Consider the following 22,413-nt stretch of genomic DNA (forward strand, 5'->3'; position numbering starts at 1 on the left):
GTGATCAATCCAAATCCAAAACGTTCAGACGAGCCGGTCTTCTGGGGGCTGTTTGGCGCAGGCGGCATGTGGAGCGCCATTATTGCCCCGGTCATTATCCTGCTGGTCGGGATAATGCTGCCGCTGGGGCTGTTCCCGGGCGATGCGCTGAGCTATGAGCGCGTACTGGCCTTTGCGAGCAGCTTTATTGGCCGCGTGTTCATCTTCCTGATGATCGTCCTGCCGCTGTGGTGTGGTCTGCACCGTATCCACCATGCGATGCACGATCTGAAAATCCATGTGCCAAGCGGTAAATGGGTCTTCTACGGTCTGGCGACCATTCTGACGGTCGTCACGTTGATTGCCGTGGTCACCATCTGACTGAACAGGCCCGCCATCCGGCGGGCTTTTTACTTTTTCATCTTCTCCACCAGCCACCGGGAAAATTCGCGCATGGCTGGCGTTTCTGCCCGGGACTGCAATCGGGTCAGCCAGTAGCTGCCAAGCTCAATCTGCGTCGCAAAGGGCTGCACAATGCGCTCGCTGGCTAACAGATGGGTAAACATATCGACAGGCGCAATAGCAATACCCACCCCTGCCTGAGCGGCCTCCAGCATGGTCACGGACGAATCAAATACCATCACGCGGTGCGTTGGCGAAGGGGGATGCTCGCCGGCCGCCTGCATCCACGCGGTCCACTCGTCGCGTCGGTAGGAGCGCAGCAGCGTAAACCTGAGGATGTCGGCCGGACTGTGCAGACTGGCGGCGATATCAGGCGTACACAGCGGCGCGAGCGGCGCATGACAAAGAAATTCAGCCTCGGTACCGTGCCACGCCCCGCCACCGTAGCGGATCGTATAGTCAAGCCCTTCGGCAGCCGGATCAACGCGGTTGTTATGGGTGGAAAGCTGAAGATCGATGTGCGGATAGCCACGGCGAAAATCCTCCAGCTGCGAGAATAAGACCCCGGTGGCAAACGTACCCACCACGCCGATTTTCAGCTTCTCCTGCGCACGATGGTTAGCGAAGCGATCCAGCATTCCGGCTATACGATCGAACGAATCATTCAGCACCGGCAGTAAATTTTCGCCCTCGGTAGTCAACATCAGCCCGCGCGACACGCGAACGAACAGCTGACAGTTCAGGTGCTGCTCCAGCGTTTTCACATGCTGGCTAATAGCCGAATGCGTCACGTTCAGTTCAATGGCCGCATGCGTAAAGCTGAGATGTCTTGCGGCGGCCTCAAAAGCCCGAAGCGAATTGAGGGGGAGATAGCTTCGCGTCATGGTCGCTTCCGTTAGAAAAATTAACAGCTAATGCTAAATTTAACCGTTTGTCAGGCACAGTCAAATCCAACAGACTACGCCTGTCTGACGGGCCCGGACATCCCCTTGACTCGCTATTACGGAAGATTACTGATGATGAAAAAATCCCTTTGCTGCGCCCTGCTGCTCGGCATCTCTTGCTCTGCTCTCGCCACGCCAGTGTCAGAAAAACAGCTGGCGGAGGTGGTAGCGAATACGGTTACCCCGCTGATGAAAGCCCAGTCTGTTCCAGGCATGGCGGTGGCCGTTATTTATCAGGGAAAACCGCACTATTACACGTTTGGCAAGGCCGATATCGCGGCGAATAAACCCGTTACGCCTCAGACCCTGTTCGAGCTGGGTTCTATAAGTAAAACCTTCACCGGCGTTTTAGGTGGGGATGCCATTGCTCGCGGTGAAATTTCGCTGGACGATCCGGTGACCAGATACTGGCCACAGCTGACGGGCAAGCAGTGGCAGGGTATTCGTATGCTGGATCTCGCCACCTACACCGCTGGCGGCCTGCCGCTACAGGTACCGGATGAGGTCACGGATAACGCCTCCCTGCTGCGCTTTTATCAAAACTGGCAGCCGCAGTGGAAGCCTGGCACAACGCGTCTTTACGCCAACGCCAGCATCGGTCTTTTTGGTGCGCTGGCGGTCAAACCTTCTGGCATGCCCTATGAGCAGGCCATGACGACGCGGGTCCTTAAGCCGCTCAAGCTGGACCATACCTGGATTAACGTGCCGAAAGCGGAAGAGGCACATTACGCCTGGGGCTATCGTGACGGTAAAGCGGTGCGCGTTTCGCCGGGTATGCTGGATGCACAAGCCTATGGCGTGAAAACCAACGTGCAGGATATGGCGAACTGGGTCATGGCAAACATGGCGCCGGAGAACGTTGCTGATGCCTCACTTAAGCAGGGCATCGCGCTGGCGCAGTCGCGCTACTGGCGTATCGGGTCAATGTATCAGGGTCTGGGCTGGGAGATGCTCAACTGGCCCGTGGAGGCCAACACGGTGGTCGAGGGCAGCGACAGTAAGGTAGCGCTGGCGCCGTTGCCCGTGGCAGAAGTGAATCCACCGGCTCCCCCGGTCAAAGCGTCCTGGGTCCATAAAACGGGCTCTACTGGCGGGTTTGGCAGCTACGTGGCCTTTATTCCTGAAAAGCAGATCGGTATTGTGATGCTCGCGAATACAAGCTATCCGAACCCGGCACGCGTTGAGGCGGCATACCATATCCTCGAGGCGCTACAGTAAAACATTGCCGGGTGGCGCTGCGCTTACCCGGCCTACACAACGCGTGAACTTTGTAGGCCGGGTAAGGCGAAGCCGCCACCCGGCAAAACACCCTGCACAATCTCCCGCATTTTCCTTGCTGTCATCTACACTTAACAAAAAACAGTAAGGAAACTCCTATGCGCATTCTGCCTGTTATTGCCGCAGTAACAGCCGCGTTTTTAGTGGTTGCTTGCAGTTCCCCTACTCCTCCGCCTGGCGTCACGGTAGTCAGTAATTTCGACGCACAGCGCTTCCTCGGCACCTGGTATGAAATCGCCCGAATGGACCATCAGTTCGAACGGAGCTTAGAAAAAGTCACGGTCAGCTACAGCGCGATGGATGACGGCGGGATCCGGGTCATTAACCGCGGCTATAACCCGGATCGCCAGATGTGGCAGCAGTCAGTTGGTCAGGCCTATTTCACCGGCGCGTCTAACCGCGCGGCCATGAAAGTCTCTTTCATCGGCCCATTCTACGGCGGGTATAACGTCATTGCGCTGGACAGAGAGTACCGCCATGCGCTGGTGTGTGGGCCGGATCGCAACTATCTGTGGCTCCTCTCCCGCACGCCAACGATCTCGACGGAAATGAAACAGCAGATGCTGGACATAGCGACCCGGCAAGGGTTTGACGTGACGAAATTAATCTGGGTAAAACAGCTGCATTAGTGCGTACTGAGTTTTAACCCGATGATACCCGCGACGATTAACGCGAGGCTGGCGATGCGCGCCAGACTCGCAGACTCCCCCAGCAGCAGAATGCCGGTAATGGCAGCCCCTACCGCGCCAATTCCAGTCCAGACAGCGTAAGCCGTTCCGACTGGCAAGGTTCGCATCGCCCATGACAGCATGACGATACTGACAATCATTGCGGCGATAGTGATGACGCTGGGCGTCAGGCGGGTAAAACCATGGGTATATTTCAGGCCAATTGCCCATACCACTTCGAGCAAACCGGCAATAACAAGAACGATCCAGGACATATCAGGCTCCTTAACTTAACGACAAGTTGGGGCCGTCCCCGATGAATGAAGCGCTTACGGGTCGTCCCGCAAGGCTGAGGTTGCGCCTTATATTTTGGTTAGCATGGAATTTTTTTTCAAACTTTTTCTGCTGAACACGTTAAGGCAAGAAATAGCCTCAGTAAGGCACGGAGTTCAGGCATTTATGACTCATCCGACTTCTCTATGATGATAGGCTTTCTGATGGCAGGAAGCCAAACCACTAGCCGACTGCGAAAATTATATGTTCAAAATTCTTTTGATTGACCGTTGTCACTTCACCCGCACGGGATTTGAAGCCTGGCTCAATCATTCAGACCTGTTTTCGGGTCATTTCGTCGTAACCGGGGTAAATAATCTTTTCCTCGCCAGAGAGCATATCCTGCAATGGAAACCTGCGCTGGTCATCGCTGATTTATCGGGCTTCCGGCAGGATTTACACCATTTTCAGCAGCTATCTTCCCTGCTTATTGCCAGCGAAACATTGCCTTTTATTATGCTGCAATCGGGGCAGGAGCAGGAGATGACAGATTATCTTGCGCAGTTCCCGATATGGTCTTCACTCTCCAAAAATACCGATCTGGAAAAACTGGCGGCGGTGATAAACGACGCGCTAACGACATGCGTAAGCGCGGAGCTTCCGGAAATGGCGGCACCGTTACTGACGCGTCAGGAAGAGAGAGTACTGACCCTGTGGATGGATGGTGCGAGCAACCAGAAAATTGCCAGCAATCTGCGCATTAACGGAAAAACGGTGTATACGTACAAACGCAATATCCGCATGAAGCTTCATATGGATACGCGTTACTCCCCGTTTTTATCGCTACAGGAAGTGGAGAATTGACGGTACGGTGAAGTTAGCTGCCGTACCGTCGCTTTCATTAGTTCTGAGCTTTAGTTGCTGCGCCAGAAATCGCGTTACCACCGTCGGAGATATCTTCCCCTACGCCACGGGTGGTGTTACATGCAGTCAGTACCGAAGAAAGCACCAGAACAGAAAAGATCGCTGCAATTGTTTTCTTAACCATAATATCTTCCTTTTATAGCCAAAGTTATTTTGTGTATAGCAACTTAAGAATAGACAAGATCTTGTCGTTTGACGGAAAAGGAAGAATTTTTAGGAAAATTAGACGGAATTAGCTGGCCGCATGGGAAATGATATGGCCGAGATCCTGAATATCTTCGCCCACGCCACGCGCGGTGTTACAACCGGAGAGAATTGCGCTGGAGAACGCTAACAGAAGCAGAATTTTAACGGTACGTTTCATCTTCCCTGCCTGCAAAATCAGGCGCAGCGGGCGCTGCGCCTTTAATCATGACGTAAATTACTTCACGCGGGATACATATTCGCCGGAGCGGGTATCCACTTTGATCACTTCACCGATCTGTACGAACAGTGGCACTTTAACCACCGCGCCGGTAGACAGGGTGGCAGGCTTGCCGCCAGTACCTGCGGTATCACCTTTCAGACCTGGATCGGTTTCAACGATTTCCAGCTCAACGAAGTTCGGAGGCGTAACCGCGATAGGCTGACCGTTCCACAGGGTAACGATGCACTCAGCCTGATCCAGCAGCCACTTGGCGTTGTCGCCAATCGCTTTCGCGTCCGCAGACAGCTGCTCGAAGGTTTCGTTGTTCATGAAGTGCCAGAACTCACCGTCGTTGTACAGGTAAGTCAGGTTCATATCGACAACATCAGCGCCTTCAGCGGAGTCAGTAGATTTGAAGGTTTTCTCAACACGGGTACCGGTCAGCAGGCGGCGCAGCTTAACGCGTGCGAATGCCTGGCCTTTACCTGGTTTAACGAATTCGCTGGCTTCAACCGCGTACGGTTCGCCGTCCATCATGATTTTAAGACCAGCACGAAAATCGTTGCTATAGTACGTTGCCATAAGGCCCTCTAAATTTGTTAACTGGTAGCTAAGCCACAAAATGGCGCATATTGTAACCCTAAACACCCCGTCCAGAGAAGATTGGTTATCGCAACTTGCCGATGTAATCACCAGTCCTGATGAATTGCTGCGTCTTTTAGACCTCGAACAGCACGAAGCGTTGCGTGCAGGTCGTGAGGCGAAGCGCCTTTTCGCCCTGCGCGTTCCCCGCGCGTTTGTTGCCCGAATGGAAAAGGGTAACCCTGATGATCCATTATTAAAACAGACGCTTACCTCTCAGGATGAGTTTATTACCGCCCCCGGATACAGCACCGATCCGCTGGAAGAGCAAAACAGTGTCGTACCGGGTTTGCTGCATAAATACCGTAATCGCGCCCTGCTGCTGGTTAAGGGCGGTTGCGCGGTAAATTGCCGCTATTGCTTCCGTCGCCACTTCCCGTACGCCGAAAATCAGGGCAATAAACGCAACTGGCAGGTGGCACTGGACTACATCGCGGCGCACCCGGAGCTGGATGAAATCATCTTTTCCGGCGGCGACCCGCTGATGGCAAAAGATCATGAGCTGGACTGGCTGCTGACTCAGCTTGAGACCATCCCGCACATTAAGCGTCTGCGCATTCACAGCCGTTTACCGATCGTCATCCCGGCGCGTATCACCGACGCCCTGGTCACGCGCCTGGAGCAGTCCCGTTTGCAGGTGCTGCTGGTGAACCATATCAACCACGCAAATGAAATTGACGCGGACTTTCGTGCGGCGATGGCGCGTATGCGAAAGGCAGGCGTGACGCTGCTCAACCAGAGCGTATTACTGCGCGGCGTGAACGACAGCGCCCGCGTGCTGGCCGATCTCAGCAATGCCTTATTTGATGCGGGCGTAATGCCCTATTACCTGCATGTTCTGGATCGCGTCCAGGGCGCGGCGCACTTCATGGTGACAGATGAAGAGGCCCGGAAGATTATGCGCGAGCTGTTAACGCTGGTTTCGGGTTATATGGTGCCGAAGCTGGCACGTGAGATTGGCGGAGAGCCGAGTAAGACGCCGCTGGATTTGCAGCTGCGGCAGCAGTAAAAAGGCAGGTAGCGCTACGCTTACCTGCCCTGGAGATAAAGCGGCAGCGCCATCAAAAAGTTATATCAGTTCGGGCACTTATAGACCTGGCCGTTCATCTGGCTGGCGGTTGGCACAAAGCTGGACAGCATCCCCTGCGTCGGGCTGCTCACCCCGTAAATCACATTGCCGCCCATTGCCGCAGCCTGATTACGCAGGGCATTGGCCGCACCGCGCATAGAGCCGCCCTCTTCGCCGTGCTGCCCCGACATCCAGTTGCTTTGCTCGCCAGTGGCGGTGCCTAACAGCTGGCATTCGCTGCCCGGCTTATCTTCCACAAAGCGAACGCTCTGGCCCGCTGCCGTCAGCTCATTGCTGGTGCTACAACCCGCCAGCAGCAATGCTGCACCTACAATCCCTGCACAGACTTTTATGCGCATGTTATTCCTCGTTTTCAATAAGCTGGACAGTAGTTGTCCGCGTGTAAACCTTATACTAAAAAGATGACCAAAAGAAAAATGCTGAGCATTTCTGCGAGCCAGATTCCGCTCGCACTCCTCCGACATCTTAAATGAATTCTGATAATAACCTTTGGGATATCGTGTTTTAGCCCCCGATCGTTTTTAGTGATGCGACGTACAACTTTTGTACGCGACTCAAAAAAGGGGGTTTCATGAGTGCATCATCCTCAGGAGAGGAAAAAGTAACCTGGGTGGGCTATCTGGCGTTCGTGCTCACCATCGTATTTTTCTCAGGTTTTTTCGCCAAAAGTACCGAATGGTGGCGCGTGCTGGATTTCACCGTGCTGAACGGCAGCTTTGGACCGGTGAACGGCGCGCTAACGTTTCGCGGTGAGGGCGGCACAGGAGCGAAAGACGGGTTTTTGTTTGCCCTTGAACTGGCGCCCTCGGTCATTTTATCGCTCGGGATCATTGCCGTTACCGAGGGGCTGGGCGGGCTGCGCGCCGCACAACAGCTCATGACGCCCATTCTGCGCCCGCTGCTCGGCGTGCCGGGCATCTGCTCTCTGGCGCTTATCGCCAACCTGCAAAATACCGATGCAGCCGCAGGGATGACCAAAGAGTTGACTGACGAAGGGGCGATTACTGACCATGAACGCGCCATTTTCGCCACCTTCCAGACCAGCGGTAGCGCCATTATTACCAACTATTTTTCTTCTGGTGCCGCACTCTTTACCTTTATTACCGTCCCGGTGATCACGCCGCTTGCCGTCATTCTGGTGTTCAAATTTGTTGGCGCGAACTTCCTGCGACTGTGGATCGCCCACATGGAAGTTCGCCGCGTTCAGGAGGAAAGATGATCGCCCAGCCGCGTAAAAATATCATGGACCTGTTTATCGATGGCGCCCGCCGCGGCTTTACCATCGCCACCACCAGCCTGCTGCCGAACGTGGTCATGGCGTTTGTCATCATTCAGGCGCTCAAGGTAACCGGCCTGCTGGATATTGTCGGCAGGGTATGCGAGCCCATCATGGCCCTGTGGGGGCTTCCGGGTGCGGCGGCAACGGTTCTTCTGGCCTCGGTAATGAGCATGGGCGGCGGTGTGGGGGTCTGCGCCAGTCTGGTCGCTGCCGGCACGCTCAACGGTCACGATGCCACCATCCTGCTGCCCGCCATCTATCTGATGGGTAATCCGGTGCAAAACACGGGCCGTTGCCTTGGCACCGCAGGCGTCAACCCGAAGTATTATCCGCACATCATCACTATCTGCGTCATTAACGCCCTGCTCTCAATGTGGGTGATGCAGCTACTCTTCTGAGGAGATAAAAATGGATTTTTCAGTGCTGGAACCGCACCTTTTCCGCAATGCGCAGCTTTACGCTCCCGAGGATCTTGGGCATTGCGATCTGCTGATTGCCGGAGGAAAAATCGTCGCAGTCGAAAAAACGGGCCACGCCACAACGAGGCCAGACTGTCCTGAAAGCGATCTCGCCGGAGCGGTGGTTTGTCCGGGGTTTATCGATCAGCATGTACACCTGATTGGCGGCGGCGGTGAAGCCGGTCCCCACACCCGGACGCCAGAGGTGCGATTGTCTGCGCTGGTGGCGGCTGGCATCACCTCCGTTGTTGGCCTGCTGGGCACCGACGGCGTGACCCGCCATCCCGAGTCGCTGCTGGCGAAAACGCGGGCGCTTGAGCATGAAGGGATCAGCACGTGGATGCTGACAGGCGCGTATGGCCTGCCTTCTCCGACGATTACCGGCAGTATCGAAAAGGATGTGGCGCTGATTGATAAAATCATTGGCGTGAAATGCGCGATTTCCGACCATCGCTCTTCCGCGCCGGCAGATGACCAGCTCGCGAATATGGCCGCCCAGTCACGCGTCGGCGGGCTGCTGGGCGCCAAAGCGGGGATATCCGTGTTTCACCTCGGCAACAGCCCGAAACTGCTGGAGCCGCTGCTTAACATCCTGAATAACGCCGACGTGCCCCGTACGAAGCTGCTGCCAACTCACGTCAACCGCGCCCAGGCACTGTTCCACGCCGCACTGGACTATGCCCGCGAAGGGGGGTACATCGACATCACCACCAGCATCAGCGAGCCTGTTGATGCCGCCACCGCTATCGCGACGGCCCGTGAAGCACAGGTGCCGTTTAACCGGCTCACGCTCAGCTCGGATGGCAACGGCAGCCAGCCGAATTTTGACGCAAATGGTAATCTTGTTGGCATTGGCGTGGCGGGATTTGAGTCCCTGCTTGAGACGCTACAGCAGCTGGTCGGCCGGTATCACCTGCCGCTGGAGGAGGCGCTTCTGCCGTTTACGCGTAACGTGGCGGAGTTTCTCGGCCTGGAGCATAAAGGGCGGATCGCGCCCGGATGCGATGCCGACGTCCTGGTGCTGACCGATGATCTTAAGATCCGTGAGGTCTGGGCGAAAGGCCGCCAGATGGTGAGTGGAGGCGTTGTGTGCGTGAAAGGCACGTTTGAGTAGAAGACAATAAAAAACCCCGGGCATTGCTGCCCGGGGTTCGTTCTGAGAGGTTCAGAACAACATGATTACATCATGCCGCCCATGCCACCCATGCCGCCCATACCACCAGCAGCACCTAAGTCAGGCGCGTCGCCTTTAGGCAGGTCGGTCACCATGCACTCGGTCGTGATCATCAGACCAGCTACAGATGCCGCGTATTGCAGTGCAGAACGGGTCACTTTAGTTGGATCCAGGATACCGAAGTCGATCATGTTGCCGTATTCTTCAGTTGCCGCGTTGTAACCGTAGTTACCTTCACCCGCTTTCACGTTGTTCGCAACCACAGACGGCTCTTCACCGGCGTTGGACACGATCTGACGCAGAGGAGCTTCCATCGCGCGCAGCGCAACTTTGATACCCACGTTCTGGTCTTCGTTCTGAGCAGTCAGGCCAGCCAGTTTAGCGGCTACACGCACCAGCGCGACACCACCACCAGCAACCACGCCTTCTTCTACCGCAGCACGGGTCGCGTGCAGGGCATCGTCAACGCGTGCTTTCTTCTCTTTCATTTCAACTTCGGTAGCCGCACCGACTTTGATTACCGCTACGCCGCCTGCCAGTTTCGCTACGCGCTCCTGGAGTTTTTCACGGTCGTAATCGGAAGTTGCTTCTTCGATCTGCTTACGGATCTGACCAACACGGCCCTGAATAGCAGCTTCTTCACCCACACCGTCGATGATGGTGGTGGTGTCTTTGTTGATCACAACGCGTTTCGCCTGGCCCAGGTCTTCCAGGGTCGCTTTTTCCAGCTCCATACCGATCTCTTCGGAGATCACGGTACCGCCAGTCAGGGTAGCGATATCCTGAAGCATCGCTTTACGACGATCGCCGAAGCCAGGTGCTTTAACCGCTGCCACTTTCACGATGCCACGCATGGTGTTAACCACCAGAGTCGCCAGCGCTTCGCCTTCAACGTCTTCAGCAATGATTACCAGCGGCTTGCCTGCTTTCGCAACGGCTTCCAGCACTGGCAGCATTTCGCGGATGTTGGAGATTTTCTTGTCAGCCAGCAGGATGAACGGGCTTTCCAGCTCAACAGCGCCAGTTTCTGGCTTGTTGATGAAGTATGGAGACAGGTAACCGCGATCGAACTGCATACCTTCAACCACGTCCAGTTCGTCTTCCAGACCAGTACCGTCTTCAACGGTGATCACGCCTTCTTTACCGACTTTATCCATCGCTTCAGCGATCAGTTTACCTACGGTTTCGTCGGAGTTAGCGGAGATAGTACCAACCTGAGCAATGGCTTTAGAGTCAGAGCACGGTACGGACAGCGCTTTCAGTTCTTCAACAGCAGAGGCGACAGCTTTGTCGATACCACGTTTCAGATCCATTGGGTTCATGCCCGCAGCAACGGCTTTCAGGCCTTCGGTGATGATCGCCTGCGCCAGTACGGTCGCGGTGGTGGTACCGTCACCGGCAGCGTCGTTCGCTTTAGAGGCAACTTCTTTCACCATCTGTGCGCCCATGTTTTCGAACTTGTCTTCCAGCTCGATTTCACGTGCAACAGAAACACCATCTTTGGTGATGGTTGGCGCGCCGAAGGATTTGTCCAGCACTACGTTACGGCCTTTCGGGCCCAGAGTGACTTTCACTGCGTCTGCCAGTACGTTTACGCCGCGGAGCATTTTTACACGAGCGTCGTTACCGAATTTTACGTCTTTAGCTGCCATGTTCTTATTTCCTCAAATTCGTACAGTTTCGTGCGTTAATTACGCTTCAACAATTGCCAGAATGTCGCTCTCGGACATGATCAACACTTCTTCATTGTCGATCTTCTCGGATTTCACGCCGTAGCCATCGTTGAAAATGACGATGTCACCAACTTTAACGTCCAGTGGCTGCACAGTTCCGTTTTCCAGGATGCGGCCCTTACCGACAGCGATGATTTCGCCACGCGTTGATTTTGCTGCTGCTGAACCGGTCAGAACGATGCCGCCAGCAGACTTGGTTTCAACTTCTTTACGTTTGACGATCACACGATCATGTAACGGACGAATACTCATTGATAGCTCTCCTTTGAGAAAGTCATTATCAGTTATGGATGACGCCGGTCCGCATGCGGTTTTCCGGCTAGTGCCCTGAGAGATGGGGATAGCTTTTTACCCCTTCAAGGGGTAATCGAAAAAAAATTTGCGAAAGTGTTACCATCCACTCTCTTTTGATGGTGGCGGGACGAGGTAAATGAGTGGACTCAGGCAGGAGTTGGGGCTGGCGCAGGGCATTGGCTTACTCTCAACGTCTTTATTAGGCACGGGGGTATTTGCGGTTCCCGCGCTGGCGGCATTGGTTGCCGGCAATAACAGTCTTTGGGCATGGCCGGTGCTGATCGTACTGGTGTTTCCGGTGGCGATTGTCTTTGCCATACTCGGGCGGCACTTCCCGAGCGCAGGCGGCGTAGCGCATTTTGTCGGCATGGCGTTTGGGCCGCGGATGGAGCGCGTCACCGGCTGGCTATTTTTGTCGGTGATACCCGTTGGCCTTCCGGCAGCCCTGCATATCGCAACCGGCTTCGGACAGGCGCTGTTTGGCTGGCACGATGAACAGTTGCTGCTGGCTGAACTCGGTACGCTGGCGATTGTCTGGTGGGTAGGCTCACGCGGGGCCAGTTCCAGCGCCAATCTGCAAACGCTGGTCGCCGTGTTAATTGTCGCGCTGATCGTCGCCATCTGGTTTGCGGGTGACATTACCGTGGCGGATATTCCTTTCCCCGCGATTAACGACATCGACCACGCACAGCTTTTCGCTGCACTATCCGTTATGTTCTGGTGTTTCGTCGGTCTGGAGGCGTTCGCTCATCTGGCATCCGAGTTTAAACAGCCCGAGCGTGATTTCCCCCGCGCCCTGATGATTGGCCTGCTGCTGGCGGGTACCGTGTACTGGGCCTGTACCGTACTGGTGCTGCACTTCAACGCGTTCGGTGAAGAGAAAGCCGCCGCCGCGTCGCTGCCGGGCATCGTGGTGCAGCTGTTTGGCGTTAAGGCCCTGTGGGTAGCCTGCGTGATTGGCTATCTCGCCTGCTTTGCCAGCCTCAACATCTATATTCAGAGCTTCGCCCGGCTGGTGTGGTCTCAGGCACTTTATAAACCGGATAGCCCCCTCTCACGCCTGTCAAAGCGTCAGCTTCCGGTGAATGCGCTGAATACCGTACTGGGCTGCTGCGTGGTGAGTTCCCTGGCCATTTATCTCCTCGACATCAACCTTGACGCGCTGATTGTCTACGCCAACGGTATTTTCATCATGATCTACCTGCTGTGCATGCTGGCGGGCTGTCGGCTACTGAAAGGACGCTTTAAGGCGCTGGCGGCTGTCGGGTGTGTCCTGTGCCTGATGCTGCTGGCGATGGTGGGATGGAAGAGTGTGTACGCCATCGTCATGCTGGCGGGGCTGTGGGTGTTTTTACCGAAGCGGCAAAAGCCGCAGGCCCGGTGAGCGAGCGCCACCGGGCCACAAACTCACCGATCGTCTTTATGATCTAACCGGTCGCGCTGCTCATCCTTACGCTGGTATTCCCCTTCAAAGGTATCCCCCGGGCCGGTGCTGAAACCACCGCCTGGCATACGGCTGAAACGCAGGTGCGGCAGCAGCTTCATGGTCAGATGCTTCTGCACCGGCGGCAACAGCAACAGCAGGCCGAGGAAGTCGGTGAAGAAACCAGGCAGGATCAGCAGCAGGCCAGCAATAATCAGCGACACGCTTTTGATCATCTCGGCTGCCGGGCTTTCGCCTGCGGCCATCTTCTGCTGCATTAACAGGAAATTTTTGAAACCCTGATTGCGCACCAGCGACATGCCAATGACGGAGGTGAAGATCACCAGAATCAGCGTCAGCAGGACGCCCAGCACATGGGCAACCTGAATGAAAATCGAAATCTCAATGTAAACATAAAGAAAGAAAGCAATAAATGGTATCCAGCGCACTGGCATCTCCTGTGTGGCAGGTGCCTTCAGGCCCCTGACTGAATGTGTTCGCGAAGCGCGTAGATAAGAAATGGTGGCGGTTAGCCAAAATTCAATCGGTTTGCACGGATATTTTTTCTGGAAATATTAAAGCGGTGACATATTTCACAGATTAATAATTATCATGAAATCGGGTCGATAATAAGTGATCCAGCTTACGGCAATTCGCTATCATCAGCATATGATCTCGAACATCTGGCCGATTGAGGGAATAATCGTCGGTCATAAAATATTCAAAACCACATATATACTGTGTGTTTAGTACAATCCATCGGCAGCTTGAAAAGAAGGTTCACATGTTAAACAACATTCGTATCGAAGAAGATTTGTTGGGTACCAGGGAAGTTCCAGCGGATGCCTACTATGGTGTTCACACTCTGAGAGCGATTGAAAACTTCTACATCAGCAACAGCAAAATCAGCGACATCCCTGAATTTGTGCGTGGCATGGTGATGGTAAAAAAAGCCGCGGCTCTGGCGAACAAAGAGCTGCAAACCATTCCTAAAAGCGCTGCAAATGCGATTATCGCCGCGTGCGATGAGGTGCTGAACAACGGTAAATGCATGGATCAGTTCCCGGTTGACGTCTATCAGGGCGGCGCGGGCACCTCCGTCAACATGAACACCAACGAAGTGCTGGCAAACATCGGCCTGGAGCTGATGGGTCATCAGAAAGGTGAATACCAGTACCTGAACCCGAACGATCACGTTAACAAATGTCAGTCCACCAACGACGCCTACCCAACCGGCTTCCGCATCGCGGTGTATGCCTCTATCGTCAAACTGGTCGACGCGATTAATCAGCTGGGCGATGGCTTCCAGCGTAAAGCCGTAGAGTTCCAGGACATCCTGAAAATGGGCCGTACCCAGTTGCAGGACGCGGTGCCAATGACCCTCGGACAGGAATTCCACGCGTTTAACGTGCTGCTGAACGAAGAGACGAAAAACCTGCTGCGCACGTCCGAACTGTTGCTGGAAGTTAACCTGGGCGCAACCGCCATCGGTACACGCCTGAACACGCCAGATGGCTATCAGCAGCTGGCAGTACAGAAGCTGGCTGAAGTGTCCAACCTGCCGGTTGTGCCTGCGGAAGACCTGATTGAAGCCACCTCAGACTGCGGCGCCTATGTGATGGTACACAGCGCCCTGAAACGTCTGGCGGTGAAACTGTCCAAAATCTGTAACGACCTGCGCCTGCTCTCCTCCGGTCCGCGCGCTGGCCTGAATGAAATCAACCTGCCAGAGTTGCAGGCGGGTTCATCCATCATGCCAGCTAAAGTGAACCCGGTGGTGCCAGAGGTGGTGAACCAGGTGTGCTTCAAGGTTATTGGTAACGATACGACCGTCACCATGGCCTCCGAAGCCGGTCAGCTCCAGCTGAACGTGATGGAGCCGGTGATTGGCCAGGCAATGTTTGAATCTATCCATATTCTGACCAACGCCTGCTACAATCTGCTGGAAAAATGCATCAACGGCATCACCGCGAATAAAGAAGTGTGTGAAGGCTACGTCTATAACTCCATCGGCATCGTCACCTACCTCAACCCGTTCATCGGCCACCACAACGGCGATATCGTCGGGAAGATTTGTGCCGAAACCGGTAAGAGCGTGCGTGAGGTGGTTCTCGAGCGAGGATTGTTGACCGAAGCCGAACTGGACGATATCTTCTCCGCTCAGAACCTGATGCACCCGGCATATAAAGCGAAACGATATACCGATGAAAGCGAACAGTAACCGTTCAGGCTAAGCTTCCGAAAGGCACGTCACTTGTGACGTGCCTTTTTTCTTTATGGGCGTTACCAAAACACAACAATTCAATATCAACTTGTTAATGAGCAAGGCAGGTCTTTATGTTTGGAGCAGAACTCGTCATCGTCCTGTTGGCGATTTATTTGGGCGCACGACTCGGGGGTATCGGCATCGGTTTTGCCGGCGGTCTCGGGGTGCTTGTACTTACCCTGATCTTTCAGATTAAACCCGGCGCAATCCCTTTTGACGTTATCGAAATCATCATGGCGGTTATTGCTGCTATCGCGGCTATGCAGGTCGCAGGCGGTATGGACTACCTGGTGAGCCTGGCGGAGCGAATGCTGCGTCGCCATCCGAAATACATCACCTTCCTTGCCCCACTGGTGACCTGGTTTATGACCATTCTCGCCGGTACCGGCCATACCGCTTTCTCCACGCTGCCGGTAATCACCGAAGTGGCGAAAGAGCAGGGTATTCGCCCGTCTCGCCCTCTTTCTATTGCCGTGGTCGCCTCCCAGATTGCGATTACCGCCTCGCCTATTTCCGCGGCGGTGGTCTTCTTCGCGGGTATCCTTGAGCCGATGGGCGTAAGCTACCTGACGCTGCTGGCAATCTGTATTCCGGTCACGCTGATTGCGGTAATGATCACTGCCGTACTGTGTAACTTCCTCGGTGCCGAGCTGAAAGACGATCCGGTTTACCAGGAGCGTCTGGCAAAAGGTGAAGTGAGCCTGCGCGGTAGCCAGGTCTTCGAGCTGAAGCCGCATGCAAAACGCTCCGTGCTGCTGTTCCTGATTGGTATCGTCGCCGTGATGTTCTACGCGACCGCCATCAGCGATACGGTAGGTCTGATCCAGAACCCGGTTCTGCCGCGTAACGAAGCCATTGTGGTATTTATGCTGACCATCGCGACGCTGATCAGCATCACCTGTAAAATCGACACCAGCGAAGTGCTGAACGCCAGCACCTTCAAATCCGGTATGAGCGCCTGCGTGTGCGTGCTGGGCGTGGCGTGGCTCGGTGATACCTTTGTGAAAGCGCACATTAGCGATATCCAGACCGTTGCAGGCGACCTGCTGCACAACTATCCGTGGCTGCTGGCGGTAGTGCTGTTCTTTGCCGCGACGCTGCTGTACTCCCAGGCTGCGACCACCAAAGCGCTGATGCCTGCGGCACTAATGCTGGGCGTGACGCCGCTGACGGCGATTGCCTCTTTTGCAGCGGTTTCCGCCCTGTTCGTTCTGCCCACCTACCCAACCCTGCTGGCCGCGGTTGAGATGGATGACACCGGCTCAACCCGTATTGGTAAATACGTGTTTAACCACGCGTTCCTGATCCCGGGCGTGGTGGCGATTACGCTCTGCGTGATCCTCGGCTTTATCATCGGCGGCATTGTGCTGTAAACGATTAGCCGTTGTAAAAATAGTTAAAATCGGGCCGCTCTGCGGCCCGTTTCATTAATGACCAACCGCCTTGCGTGATATAGTGAAGACTTTCGTGATGAGGAGGTCGACTTGTGAACACGCCTGATGCTGTTGTTGTACTGTGCACCGCCCCTGATGAAGCTTCTGCCCAGGATCTGGCCGCCAAAGTGCTGGCCGAAAAACTGGCTGCCTGTGTCACACTTCTTCCCGGTGCCACCTCCCTTTATTACTGGGAAGGTAAGCTGGAGCAAGAGTACGAAGTCCAGATGTTGCTCAAAACTAACCTGACAAACCAGCAGGCGCTCCTCGACTGCCTCAAGTCTCATCATCCATACCAAACCCCGGAGCTGCTGGTTCTGCCAGTGGTCCACGGCGATAACGATTATCTCTCATGGCTCAACGCTTCATTACGCTGATCCTGCTGCTGTGCAGCACGTCAGCTTTTGCCGGATTGTTTGACACACCCGGCCGTTCGAACTTTATTCCTGCCGACCAGGCGTTCGTTTTCGACTTTCAGCAAAACCAGCACGATCTCAGTCTCACCTGGCAGGTGAAAGAGGGTTACTACCTCTATCGCAAGCAGGTCAGCATCACGCCGGCAAAGGCGAACGTCGGCGCATTGCAGATGCCCGCTGGCGAGTGGCACGAGGACGAGTTCTACGGTAAGAGTGAAATTTATCGTCAGCGCTTAAGCGTGCCCGTCACGGTGAATCAGGCGGATAAAGGCGCTACCCTGACGGTGACGTATCAGGGCTGCGCCGATGCGGGCTTCTGCTATCCCCCTGAAACAAAGGTCGTTCCGCTTAGCGAAGTGAAAGCGGCGGCCTCCCCTCACCCCTCAGGGGAAATGGCCAGTGTGAGGGGTGAAGGCAAAGCCGCTTCAGACCTTCCGTTCTCAGCGCTTTGGGCGTTATTGATTGGTATCGGCATCGCCTTTACGCCCTGCGTGCTGCCCATGTACCCGCTTATCTCTGGCATCGTGCTCGGCGGTAAACAACGCCTTTCCACTACCCGCGCGCTGTTGCTGGCCTTTATCTATGTGCAGGGCATGGCGTTAACCTATACGGCGCTCGGCCTTGTGGTCGCCGCTGCCGGGTTGCAGTTCCAGGCCGCCCTTCAGCACCCTTATGTGCTTATCGGACTGTCAGCGGTGTTTATTCTGCTGGCGCTGTCGATGTTTGGCCTGTTCACCCTGCAACTGCCCTCTTCCCTGCAAACCCGTCTGACGCTGATGAGCAACCGTCAGCAGGGTGGCTCTGCGGGCGGCGTGTTCGCCATGGGTGCCATCGCCGGGCTGATTTGCTCCCCCTGCACCACTGCGCCGTTGAGCGCCATCCTGTTATACATTGCTCAGAGCGGCAACCTGTGGCTCGGCGGCGGCACGCTGTACCTCTACGCGCTCGGCATGGCCCTGCCGCTGATCCTGGTGACGGTGTTTGGCAATCGTCTGCTGCCGAAGAGCGGACCGTGGATGGAGACGGTGAAAACCGCGTTTGGTTTTGTCATTCTGGCGCTACCGGTATTCCTGCTTGAGCGCATCACTGGTGATGTGTGGGGTACACGTCTGTGGGCGATGCTCGGCGTGGCCTTCTTCAGTTGGGCGTTTATCGTGAGTCTGGGGGCGAAGAAGCCGTGGATGCGCCTGCTACAGATCCTTCTGCTGGCGGCCGCGCTGGTGAGCGTCCGTCCACTCCAGGACTGGGCGTTTGGCACCCCGGCAGGTCAAACGCAGGCTCATCTGAATTTTATACAGATTAAGAACGTGGATGACCTTAACCGCGCCCTGGCGCAGGCGAAAGGCAAACCGGTCATGCTCGATCTCTACGCCGACTGGTGCGTGGCCTGCAAAGAGTTTGAAAAATACACCTTCAGCGATCCGCAGGTACAACATGCGCTGAGCGATACCGTTCTGCTCCAGGCGAACGTTACCGCCAACAGCGCGCAGGATAAGGCTCTACTGAAGCAACTTAATGTGCTCGGGCTGCCTACCATCCTGTTCTTCAATGAACAGGGGGAAGAACAGCCGACGCAGCGTGTAACCGGGTTTATGGACGCGACGACATTCAACGCGCATTTGCGCAATCGCCAACCGTAAACAACACTTTAGACGGGACAAACCGTTGGGAATAGCGGAGGAGATAACCGTGCAACGCGAAGACGTACTGGGACAAGCCCTGCAATTGCTTGAGATTCAAGGGATCGCCAGCACCACGCTTGAGATGGTCGCCGACCGTATCGATTACCCTCTGGATGAACTTAAGCGCTTCTGGCCGGATAAAGAGGCGCTGCTGTACGATGCCCTGCGCTATCTCAGCCAGCAGGTGGATATCTGGCGCAGGCAGCTGATGCTGAATGAAGAGCTGACCACCGAGCAAAAGCTGCTGGCGCGCTATACCGCACTGACGGAGTGTGTAACCAACAACCGTTACCCAGGCTGTCTGTTTATCGCCGCCTGCACCTACTATCCGGATCCCGGACACCCCATCCATCAACTGGCAGATCAGCAAAAACGTGCCGCGCACGAGTTCACACACGAGCTGCTGACCACACTTGAAGTGGATGATCCGGCAATGGTCGCGAAGCAGATGGAGCTGGTGCTGGAAGGTTGCCTGAGCCGCATGCTGGTGAACCGTAGCCAGGCGGATGTGGATACGGCGCACCGTCTGGCGGAAGATATTTTGCGGTTCGCGCAGTGTCGTATGGGTGGTGCACTGACCTAAGCCAGCATTCCCGTCCAGGCGGAAATAAACAAGCACATCGCCATCGCGCGCTGAAATCGCACCATCGCCACGGTGGTGCGGAAAATCCGGTTCACCGCCTTCCCCAGCCACGCCCAGCACAACAAACAAGCCACGGAGATCGCCAGAAACCATAGCGCCATCAGCGCAACATCCCGAAATGCATGGTCGCTTGCCGGAGCAAACAGGCTGACAACTGCCAGCGCCATCATCCACGTTTTTGGGTTTACAACCTGTAATAACGCCGCCGCCCGCGCGGTAAACCGGACATGGCGTCTGGAGGAGAGATTCGCGGCCGGGGCGCTAAACAGCTGCCAGCTCATCCAGGAAAGCCACAGCACGCCCGCCCAGCTCATTACCTGACGTATCAGCGGATACTGGCGTAACACTTCTCCTGCCCCAGCACCTGAAACCAGAACAATAGCGCTGGCGGCAATACACCCGCCCAGGATCGCAGGAACCGTATTTTTTACGCCAAAGTGCTGACTGTTAGCCAGTACCAGAATATTGGTTGGCCCCGGTGTAATCGAGGCGACAAATGCAAACAGCAGGAAGGGTAATAAATTCACAGGTGACTCCTTTTTTATTAGAGCCACGAATGTGCCGTTATTTTCTGGAAACGTCTGGAAGGTTTGTGCACAACCGACGGTAGTGTGCCGGAGAAATACGGTATGCCCGCTGGAACCAGCGACCAAGATGGCTTTGATCGGCAAAACCCACTACCGCCGCAACATCAACAGGCAGTTCCCCACACGCCAGCATCTGTCGGGCCTTTGCCAGGCGCAGCTGGATAAGCCAGGCGTGCGGTGCCAGGTGAAATTCGCGCTTAAAACAGCGGGTGAGCGTAAAGCGGTCCGTACCCGTCTCACGGGCAAGGTCTGACAGCCCCACGTTCTCGCCGATATGCGCATAGAGATAGTCGCGGGCACGATGCGCCACGGCGGAGCTTTGTAACTGAGACGGGAGTTTCTTACGCCAGTGGCAGTGGGCAGTGATCTGAGAGAGCAGGTTATCCATTGTGCTCTGTTGGACGATCTTCATTTCATCGTTATGCAACGAGGCAAATGTATCACCGATAGCGCGCACCAACTGAGGCTCTCGCGTCAGCGTTTGGGCAAAGTGGAGGGTGTAGCTCCCGGGAGTAGAGTCGTACAGCCCTTGAAGCGTACGGGTGAGCCAGTGTTCATCCAGATAAAAGGTCAGATAAGTAAAGCCCCCCTCTATCGGCGCATCACCGTCATGGATCTCCCCGGGCTCAAGTAAAAAAGCATCGCCCGGCTGGCTACGGTGGCGTTCACGGCGACAGTGGAACTGCTGGGTGCCGGAAAGGGTTATTCCGACCAGATAGCTATCATGCCAGTGGGGATCAAAGGCATGTCCTTCGAAATGCGCCTTAATTGTCTCAATACCTGTTTCTGCATGCTGACGCAGCTCAAGCCAGTCGTTTGCCATACTGCCCTCCTCTTACCGCCAGCATTGTCACATCTTGCCTGAACTGTCTGGAAGATTTGTGCAATTCCAGGGCACAAACGGACAGATTGCCGCAAACTTAAGCAGTTGAACAGCTTTTCCCGAAATAATGTTGACGATCGCGCGCGATTGCGGTTTAATGCGCTCCGTTGCCCGGATAGCTCAGTCGGTAGAGCAGGGGATTGAAAATCCCCGTGTCCTTGGTTCGATTCCGAGTCCGGGCACCACTATTTAAAGAACCCAGCCTATGGCTGGGTTTTTGCTTTTCTGTATCCGCTACGCATTGAATTTTCCCTTCTGTCAGGTAATAGTGATTTTTTTCCCTGACAATGAAAATGATATGACCTTATCTGCTTTAAAAGTCGGGTCACTGCTCCTGCTGTTGATCCTGTTTTATACCGGCCTGTTCACGAGCGATCGCATCACCTGGCTGATGGAGGTGACGCCCGTCATTATCATCATCCCACTTCTGCTTGCCACGCACCGGCGATACCCCCTCACTCCCCTTCTCTATACCCTGGTTTTCTTCCACGCCATCATTCTGATGGTTGGTGGTATGTACACCTATGCAAAGGTTCCGGTTGGTTTTGAGGTTCAGGAGATGCTCGGGCTTAGCCGAAATCCGTATGACAAGCTCGGTCACTTCTTCCAGGGGCTGGTTCCCGCACTGGCAGCGCGAGAAATTCTGCTGCGCGGTGGGTATGTTCGTGGACATAAGATGACGGGATTTCTGGTGTGCTGTGTTGCTCTGGCCATTAGCGCCACCTATGAACTCATTGAGTGGTGGGCAGCTTTGGCAATGGGACAGGGTGCGGATGATTTTCTGGGGACGCAGGGCGATCCATGGGATACCCAGTCTGATATGTTTTGCGCGCTGCTTGGTGCGTTAACGACGGTGCTGATCCTTGGGCGTTTCCATCAGCGGCAATTGCTTCGTTTGAATGTTTGTCAGGGATAGTACGCTCTGAGTTGCCGGGTGGCGGCTTCGCCTTACCCGGCCTGCCGTTTTTCAACAAACAAACGCAAAAAGGCCATCCTTCCGGATGGCCTCTTCACTTGTTTGATGCCTGGCAGTTCCCTACTCTCACATGGGGAGACCCCACACTACCATCGGCGCTACGGCGTTTCACTTCTGAGTTCGGCATGGGGTCAGGTGGGACCACCGCGCTACAGCCGCCAGGCAAATTCTTGTGCTCTGTCCTGTGTCTTTCGCACTGATACTGCGTTGGCTGCTCTCGTAAAGTCAGTCACATACCTCAGTATGCTCCTTCCTTTCCTTCGTTTGCCGCCTTGTCTCAGCGCAAAATCCTTCGGACTCTGAATCTAAGCTGAAAATCGTGTCTGTCTCTTCGCCAAAACACCTTCGGCGTTGTAAGGTTAAGCCTCACGGTTCATTAGTATCGGTTAGCTCAACGCATCGCTGCGCTTACACACCCGACCTATCAACGTCATCGTCTTTAACGTTCCTTCAGGAGACTCAAGGTCTCAGGGAGAACTCATCTCGGGGCAAGTTTCGTGCTTAGATGCTTTCAGCACTTATCTCTTCCGCATTTAGCTACCGGGCAGTGCCATTGGCAT

26 protein-coding genes, 1 tRNA gene and 2 rRNA genes are annotated in these 22,413 nt (G+C 55.1%); 16 read left to right on the forward strand and 13 right to left on the reverse strand.

Going from position 1 to position 22,413, the window contains the following annotated elements:
• Nucleotides 1-360, forward strand: coding sequence for a fumarate reductase subunit FrdD (frdD, locus tag ACOTX5_RS20350; RefSeq protein ID WP_000609653.1), 360 nt, complete (start codon nt 1-3; stop codon nt 358-360).
• 29 nt (nt 361-389) lie between these two features.
• On the opposite strand, the gene ampR is transcribed toward frdD, so the two are convergent.
• Entirely contained in the window at nt 390-1,265 is an 876-nt protein-coding gene (gene ampR / locus ACOTX5_RS20355; RefSeq protein ID WP_003855952.1) for a LysR family transcriptional regulator AmpR, read from the reverse strand.
• A gap of 132 nt (nt 1,266-1,397) precedes the next feature.
• On the opposite strand from ampR, the gene ACOTX5_RS20360 reads away from it, so the two are divergent.
• The gene (locus ACOTX5_RS20360; RefSeq protein WP_017694683.1) at nt 1,398-2,543 is read left to right on the forward strand and encodes a cephalosporin-hydrolyzing class C beta-lactamase ACT-17; all 1,146 of its coding nucleotides are present in this window, start codon (nt 1,398-1,400) and stop codon (nt 2,541-2,543) included.
• A 158-nt stretch (nt 2,544-2,701) separates the two neighbouring features.
• Nucleotides 2,702-3,232 (forward strand): lipocalin family protein, encoded by a 531-nt coding sequence (locus ACOTX5_RS20365; RefSeq protein ID WP_045911896.1) that lies wholly within the window; start codon nt 2,702-2,704, stop codon nt 3,230-3,232.
• Here ACOTX5_RS20365 and sugE read toward each other — a convergent pair.
• Nucleotides 3,229-3,546, reverse strand: coding sequence for a quaternary ammonium compound efflux SMR transporter SugE (gene sugE / locus ACOTX5_RS20370; protein WP_015572453.1), 318 nt, complete (start codon nt 3,544-3,546; stop codon nt 3,229-3,231). The genes ACOTX5_RS20365 and sugE overlap by 4 nt on opposite strands.
• A gap of 262 nt (nt 3,547-3,808) precedes the next feature.
• Here sugE and ACOTX5_RS20375 point away from each other — a divergent pair, with 262 nt between their 5' ends.
• The gene (locus ACOTX5_RS20375) at nt 3,809-4,408 is read left to right on the forward strand and encodes a helix-turn-helix transcriptional regulator (protein ID WP_032104122.1); all 600 of its coding nucleotides are present in this window, start codon (nt 3,809-3,811) and stop codon (nt 4,406-4,408) included.
• 37 nt (nt 4,409-4,445) lie between these two features.
• On the opposite strand, the gene ecnB is transcribed toward ACOTX5_RS20375, so the two are convergent.
• From ecnB to efp, 3 genes are all read right to left on the reverse strand, one after another.
• Nucleotides 4,446-4,592 carry a lipoprotein toxin entericidin B gene (gene ecnB, locus ACOTX5_RS20380; RefSeq protein WP_003855942.1) on the reverse strand — a complete coding sequence of 49 codons (147 nt, stop codon included), beginning with the start codon at nt 4,590-4,592 and terminating at the stop codon, nt 4,446-4,448.
• A gap of 108 nt (nt 4,593-4,700) precedes the next feature.
• Nucleotides 4,701-4,832: an entericidin A/B family lipoprotein gene (locus tag ACOTX5_RS20385; protein ID WP_015572451.1), complete on the reverse strand. Its 132-nt coding sequence runs from the start codon at nt 4,830-4,832 to the stop codon at nt 4,701-4,703.
• 57 nt (nt 4,833-4,889) lie between these two features.
• A complete protein-coding gene (gene efp / locus ACOTX5_RS20390) occupies nt 4,890-5,456 on the reverse strand; it encodes an elongation factor P (protein ID WP_003855940.1) in 567 nt (188 codons plus the stop codon).
• Between the two features lie 40 nt (nt 5,457-5,496).
• Between efp and epmB the strand changes: the two genes are divergently transcribed.
• Entirely contained in the window at nt 5,497-6,525 is a 1,029-nt protein-coding gene (gene epmB, locus ACOTX5_RS20395; RefSeq protein ID WP_023295789.1) for an EF-P beta-lysylation protein EpmB, read from the forward strand.
• Between the two features lie 65 nt (nt 6,526-6,590).
• Here epmB and ACOTX5_RS20400 read toward each other — a convergent pair whose 3' ends face one another.
• Complete coding sequence (locus ACOTX5_RS20400) at nt 6,591-6,944, reverse strand: DUF4156 domain-containing protein (protein ID WP_003855938.1); 354 nt, start codon at nt 6,942-6,944, stop codon at nt 6,591-6,593.
• A gap of 233 nt (nt 6,945-7,177) precedes the next feature.
• Here ACOTX5_RS20400 and ACOTX5_RS20405 point away from each other — a divergent pair, with 233 nt between their 5' ends.
• The 3 genes from ACOTX5_RS20405 to iadA are packed head-to-tail and all read left to right on the forward strand — an operon-like array spanning nt 7,178 to nt 9,457.
• Nucleotides 7,178-7,825, forward strand: a complete 648-nt coding sequence (locus tag ACOTX5_RS20405; RefSeq protein ID WP_015572449.1) for a nucleoside recognition domain-containing protein — start codon at nt 7,178-7,180, stop codon at nt 7,823-7,825.
• Nucleotides 7,822-8,283, forward strand: coding sequence for a YjiG family protein (locus ACOTX5_RS20410; RefSeq protein ID WP_015572448.1), 462 nt, complete (start codon nt 7,822-7,824; stop codon nt 8,281-8,283). Before ACOTX5_RS20405 ends, ACOTX5_RS20410 begins: the two co-directional genes overlap by 4 nt.
• 10 nt (nt 8,284-8,293) lie before the next feature.
• Nucleotides 8,294-9,457: a beta-aspartyl-peptidase gene (gene iadA, locus ACOTX5_RS20415; protein ID WP_063438915.1), complete on the forward strand. Its 1,164-nt coding sequence runs from the start codon at nt 8,294-8,296 to the stop codon at nt 9,455-9,457.
• 65 nt (nt 9,458-9,522) lie between these two features.
• Here the strand turns inward: iadA and groL are convergent, their stop codons facing one another.
• Nucleotides 9,523-11,169, reverse strand: a complete 1,647-nt coding sequence (gene groL / locus ACOTX5_RS20420; RefSeq protein WP_015572446.1) for a chaperonin GroEL — start codon at nt 11,167-11,169, stop codon at nt 9,523-9,525.
• Nucleotides 11,170-11,208: 39 nt separating this feature from the next.
• On the reverse strand, nt 11,209-11,502 hold the full coding sequence (locus tag ACOTX5_RS20425; protein WP_003855929.1) for a co-chaperone GroES: 294 nt from the start codon (nt 11,500-11,502) through the stop codon (nt 11,209-11,211).
• Nucleotides 11,503-11,680: 178 nt separating this feature from the next.
• Here ACOTX5_RS20425 and yjeH point away from each other — a divergent pair, with 178 nt between their 5' ends.
• Entirely contained in the window at nt 11,681-12,928 is a 1,248-nt protein-coding gene (gene yjeH / locus ACOTX5_RS20430) for an L-methionine/branched-chain amino acid transporter (protein ID WP_017383970.1), read from the forward strand.
• A gap of 23 nt (nt 12,929-12,951) precedes the next feature.
• Here the strand turns inward: yjeH and ACOTX5_RS20435 are convergent, their stop codons facing one another.
• Complete coding sequence (locus ACOTX5_RS20435) at nt 12,952-13,416, reverse strand: FxsA family protein (RefSeq protein WP_003855925.1); 465 nt, start codon at nt 13,414-13,416, stop codon at nt 12,952-12,954.
• A 335-nt stretch (nt 13,417-13,751) separates the two neighbouring features.
• Here ACOTX5_RS20435 and aspA point away from each other — a divergent pair, with 335 nt between their 5' ends.
• From aspA to ACOTX5_RS20460, 5 genes are all read left to right on the forward strand, one after another.
• Nucleotides 13,752-15,188 carry an aspartate ammonia-lyase gene (gene aspA, locus ACOTX5_RS20440; protein ID WP_015572444.1) on the forward strand — a complete coding sequence of 479 codons (1,437 nt, stop codon included), beginning with the start codon at nt 13,752-13,754 and terminating at the stop codon, nt 15,186-15,188.
• Nucleotides 15,189-15,304: 116 nt separating this feature from the next.
• Nucleotides 15,305-16,606, forward strand: a complete 1,302-nt coding sequence (locus ACOTX5_RS20445) for an anaerobic C4-dicarboxylate transporter (protein ID WP_003855921.1) — start codon at nt 15,305-15,307, stop codon at nt 16,604-16,606.
• 113 nt (nt 16,607-16,719) lie between these two features.
• Nucleotides 16,720-17,043 carry a divalent cation tolerance protein CutA gene (cutA, locus tag ACOTX5_RS20450; RefSeq protein ID WP_003855908.1) on the forward strand — a complete coding sequence of 108 codons (324 nt, stop codon included), beginning with the start codon at nt 16,720-16,722 and terminating at the stop codon, nt 17,041-17,043.
• Complete coding sequence (locus ACOTX5_RS20455; protein WP_045911897.1) at nt 17,019-18,722, forward strand: protein-disulfide reductase DsbD; 1,704 nt, start codon at nt 17,019-17,021, stop codon at nt 18,720-18,722. The genes cutA and ACOTX5_RS20455 overlap by 25 nt, the downstream gene beginning before the upstream one ends.
• Nucleotides 18,723-18,771: 49 nt before the next feature.
• Complete coding sequence (locus ACOTX5_RS20460; protein WP_017383972.1) at nt 18,772-19,347, forward strand: transcriptional regulator; 576 nt, start codon at nt 18,772-18,774, stop codon at nt 19,345-19,347.
• Here the strand turns inward: ACOTX5_RS20460 and ACOTX5_RS20465 are convergent.
• Entirely contained in the window at nt 19,344-19,934 is a 591-nt protein-coding gene (locus ACOTX5_RS20465) for a LysE family translocator (protein WP_047726879.1), read from the reverse strand. The two genes, ACOTX5_RS20460 and ACOTX5_RS20465, sit on opposite strands and share 4 nt — an antisense overlap.
• Before the next feature lie 37 nt (nt 19,935-19,971).
• Nucleotides 19,972-20,817: an AraC family transcriptional regulator gene (locus ACOTX5_RS20470; RefSeq protein ID WP_032652259.1), complete on the reverse strand. Its 846-nt coding sequence runs from the start codon at nt 20,815-20,817 to the stop codon at nt 19,972-19,974.
• Between the two features lie 169 nt (nt 20,818-20,986).
• Between ACOTX5_RS20470 and ACOTX5_RS20475 the strand changes: the two genes are divergently transcribed.
• Both ACOTX5_RS20475 and ACOTX5_RS20480 read left to right on the forward strand, forming a co-directional pair.
• Nucleotides 20,987-21,062, forward strand: a tRNA-Phe gene (locus ACOTX5_RS20475).
• Nucleotides 21,063-21,175: 113 nt separating this feature from the next.
• Nucleotides 21,176-21,793: a DUF2238 domain-containing protein gene (locus tag ACOTX5_RS20480; RefSeq protein ID WP_026094410.1), complete on the forward strand. Its 618-nt coding sequence runs from the start codon at nt 21,176-21,178 to the stop codon at nt 21,791-21,793.
• A gap of 107 nt (nt 21,794-21,900) precedes the next feature.
• On the opposite strand, the gene rrf is transcribed toward ACOTX5_RS20480, so the two are convergent.
• Both rrf and ACOTX5_RS20490 read right to left on the reverse strand, forming a co-directional pair.
• A 5S ribosomal RNA gene (gene rrf, locus ACOTX5_RS20485) occupies nt 21,901-22,016 on the reverse strand.
• Between the two features lie 192 nt (nt 22,017-22,208).
• A 23S ribosomal RNA gene (locus tag ACOTX5_RS20490) occupies nt 22,209-22,413 on the reverse strand; the annotation flags it as partial.

The organism is Enterobacter cloacae complex sp. IR5441 (assembly GCF_049238215.1).
Lineage (GTDB): Bacteria > Pseudomonadota > Gammaproteobacteria > Enterobacterales > Enterobacteriaceae > Enterobacter > Enterobacter hormaechei_C.

Excerpts from the sequence above, each read along its gene's own strand:
- ACOTX5_RS20410 (WP_015572448.1), top strand. The coding sequence starts at position 7,822 with ATGATCGCCCAGCCGCGTAAAAATATCATGGACCTGTTTATCGATGGC.
- ACOTX5_RS20400 (WP_003855938.1), bottom strand. The coding sequence starts at position 6,944 with ATGCGCATAAAAGTCTGTGCAGGGATTGTAGGTGCAGCATTGCTGCTG.
- ACOTX5_RS20405 (WP_015572449.1), top strand. The coding sequence starts at position 7,178 with ATGAGTGCATCATCCTCAGGAGAGGAAAAAGTAACCTGGGTGGGCTAT.
- ACOTX5_RS20480 (WP_026094410.1), top strand. The coding sequence starts at position 21,176 with ATGACCTTATCTGCTTTAAAAGTCGGGTCACTGCTCCTGCTGTTGATC.
- ACOTX5_RS20375 (WP_032104122.1), top strand. The coding sequence starts at position 3,809 with ATGTTCAAAATTCTTTTGATTGACCGTTGTCACTTCACCCGCACGGGA.
- ACOTX5_RS20385 (WP_015572451.1), bottom strand. The coding sequence starts at position 4,832 with ATGAAACGTACCGTTAAAATTCTGCTTCTGTTAGCGTTCTCCAGCGCA.
- ACOTX5_RS20425 (WP_003855929.1), bottom strand. The coding sequence starts at position 11,502 with ATGAGTATTCGTCCGTTACATGATCGTGTGATCGTCAAACGTAAAGAA.
- ecnB (WP_003855942.1), bottom strand. The coding sequence starts at position 4,592 with ATGGTTAAGAAAACAATTGCAGCGATCTTTTCTGTTCTGGTGCTTTCT.
- yjeH (WP_017383970.1), top strand. The coding sequence starts at position 11,681 with ATGAGTGGACTCAGGCAGGAGTTGGGGCTGGCGCAGGGCATTGGCTTA.
- ampR (WP_003855952.1), bottom strand. The coding sequence starts at position 1,265 with ATGACGCGAAGCTATCTCCCCCTCAATTCGCTTCGGGCTTTTGAGGCC.
- ACOTX5_RS20360 (WP_017694683.1), top strand. The coding sequence starts at position 1,398 with ATGATGAAAAAATCCCTTTGCTGCGCCCTGCTGCTCGGCATCTCTTGC.
- aspA (WP_015572444.1), top strand. The coding sequence starts at position 13,752 with ATGTTAAACAACATTCGTATCGAAGAAGATTTGTTGGGTACCAGGGAA.
- iadA (WP_063438915.1), top strand. The coding sequence starts at position 8,294 with ATGGATTTTTCAGTGCTGGAACCGCACCTTTTCCGCAATGCGCAGCTT.
- ACOTX5_RS20455 (WP_045911897.1), top strand. The coding sequence starts at position 17,019 with ATGGCTCAACGCTTCATTACGCTGATCCTGCTGCTGTGCAGCACGTCA.
- efp (WP_003855940.1), bottom strand. The coding sequence starts at position 5,456 with ATGGCAACGTACTATAGCAACGATTTTCGTGCTGGTCTTAAAATCATG.
- ACOTX5_RS20445 (WP_003855921.1), top strand. The coding sequence starts at position 15,305 with ATGTTTGGAGCAGAACTCGTCATCGTCCTGTTGGCGATTTATTTGGGC.
- epmB (WP_023295789.1), top strand. The coding sequence starts at position 5,497 with ATGGCGCATATTGTAACCCTAAACACCCCGTCCAGAGAAGATTGGTTA.
- groL (WP_015572446.1), bottom strand. The coding sequence starts at position 11,169 with ATGGCAGCTAAAGACGTAAAATTCGGTAACGACGCTCGTGTAAAAATG.
- sugE (WP_015572453.1), bottom strand. The coding sequence starts at position 3,546 with ATGTCCTGGATCGTTCTTGTTATTGCCGGTTTGCTCGAAGTGGTATGG.
- ACOTX5_RS20365 (WP_045911896.1), top strand. The coding sequence starts at position 2,702 with ATGCGCATTCTGCCTGTTATTGCCGCAGTAACAGCCGCGTTTTTAGTG.
- ACOTX5_RS20470 (WP_032652259.1), bottom strand. The coding sequence starts at position 20,817 with ATGGCAAACGACTGGCTTGAGCTGCGTCAGCATGCAGAAACAGGTATT.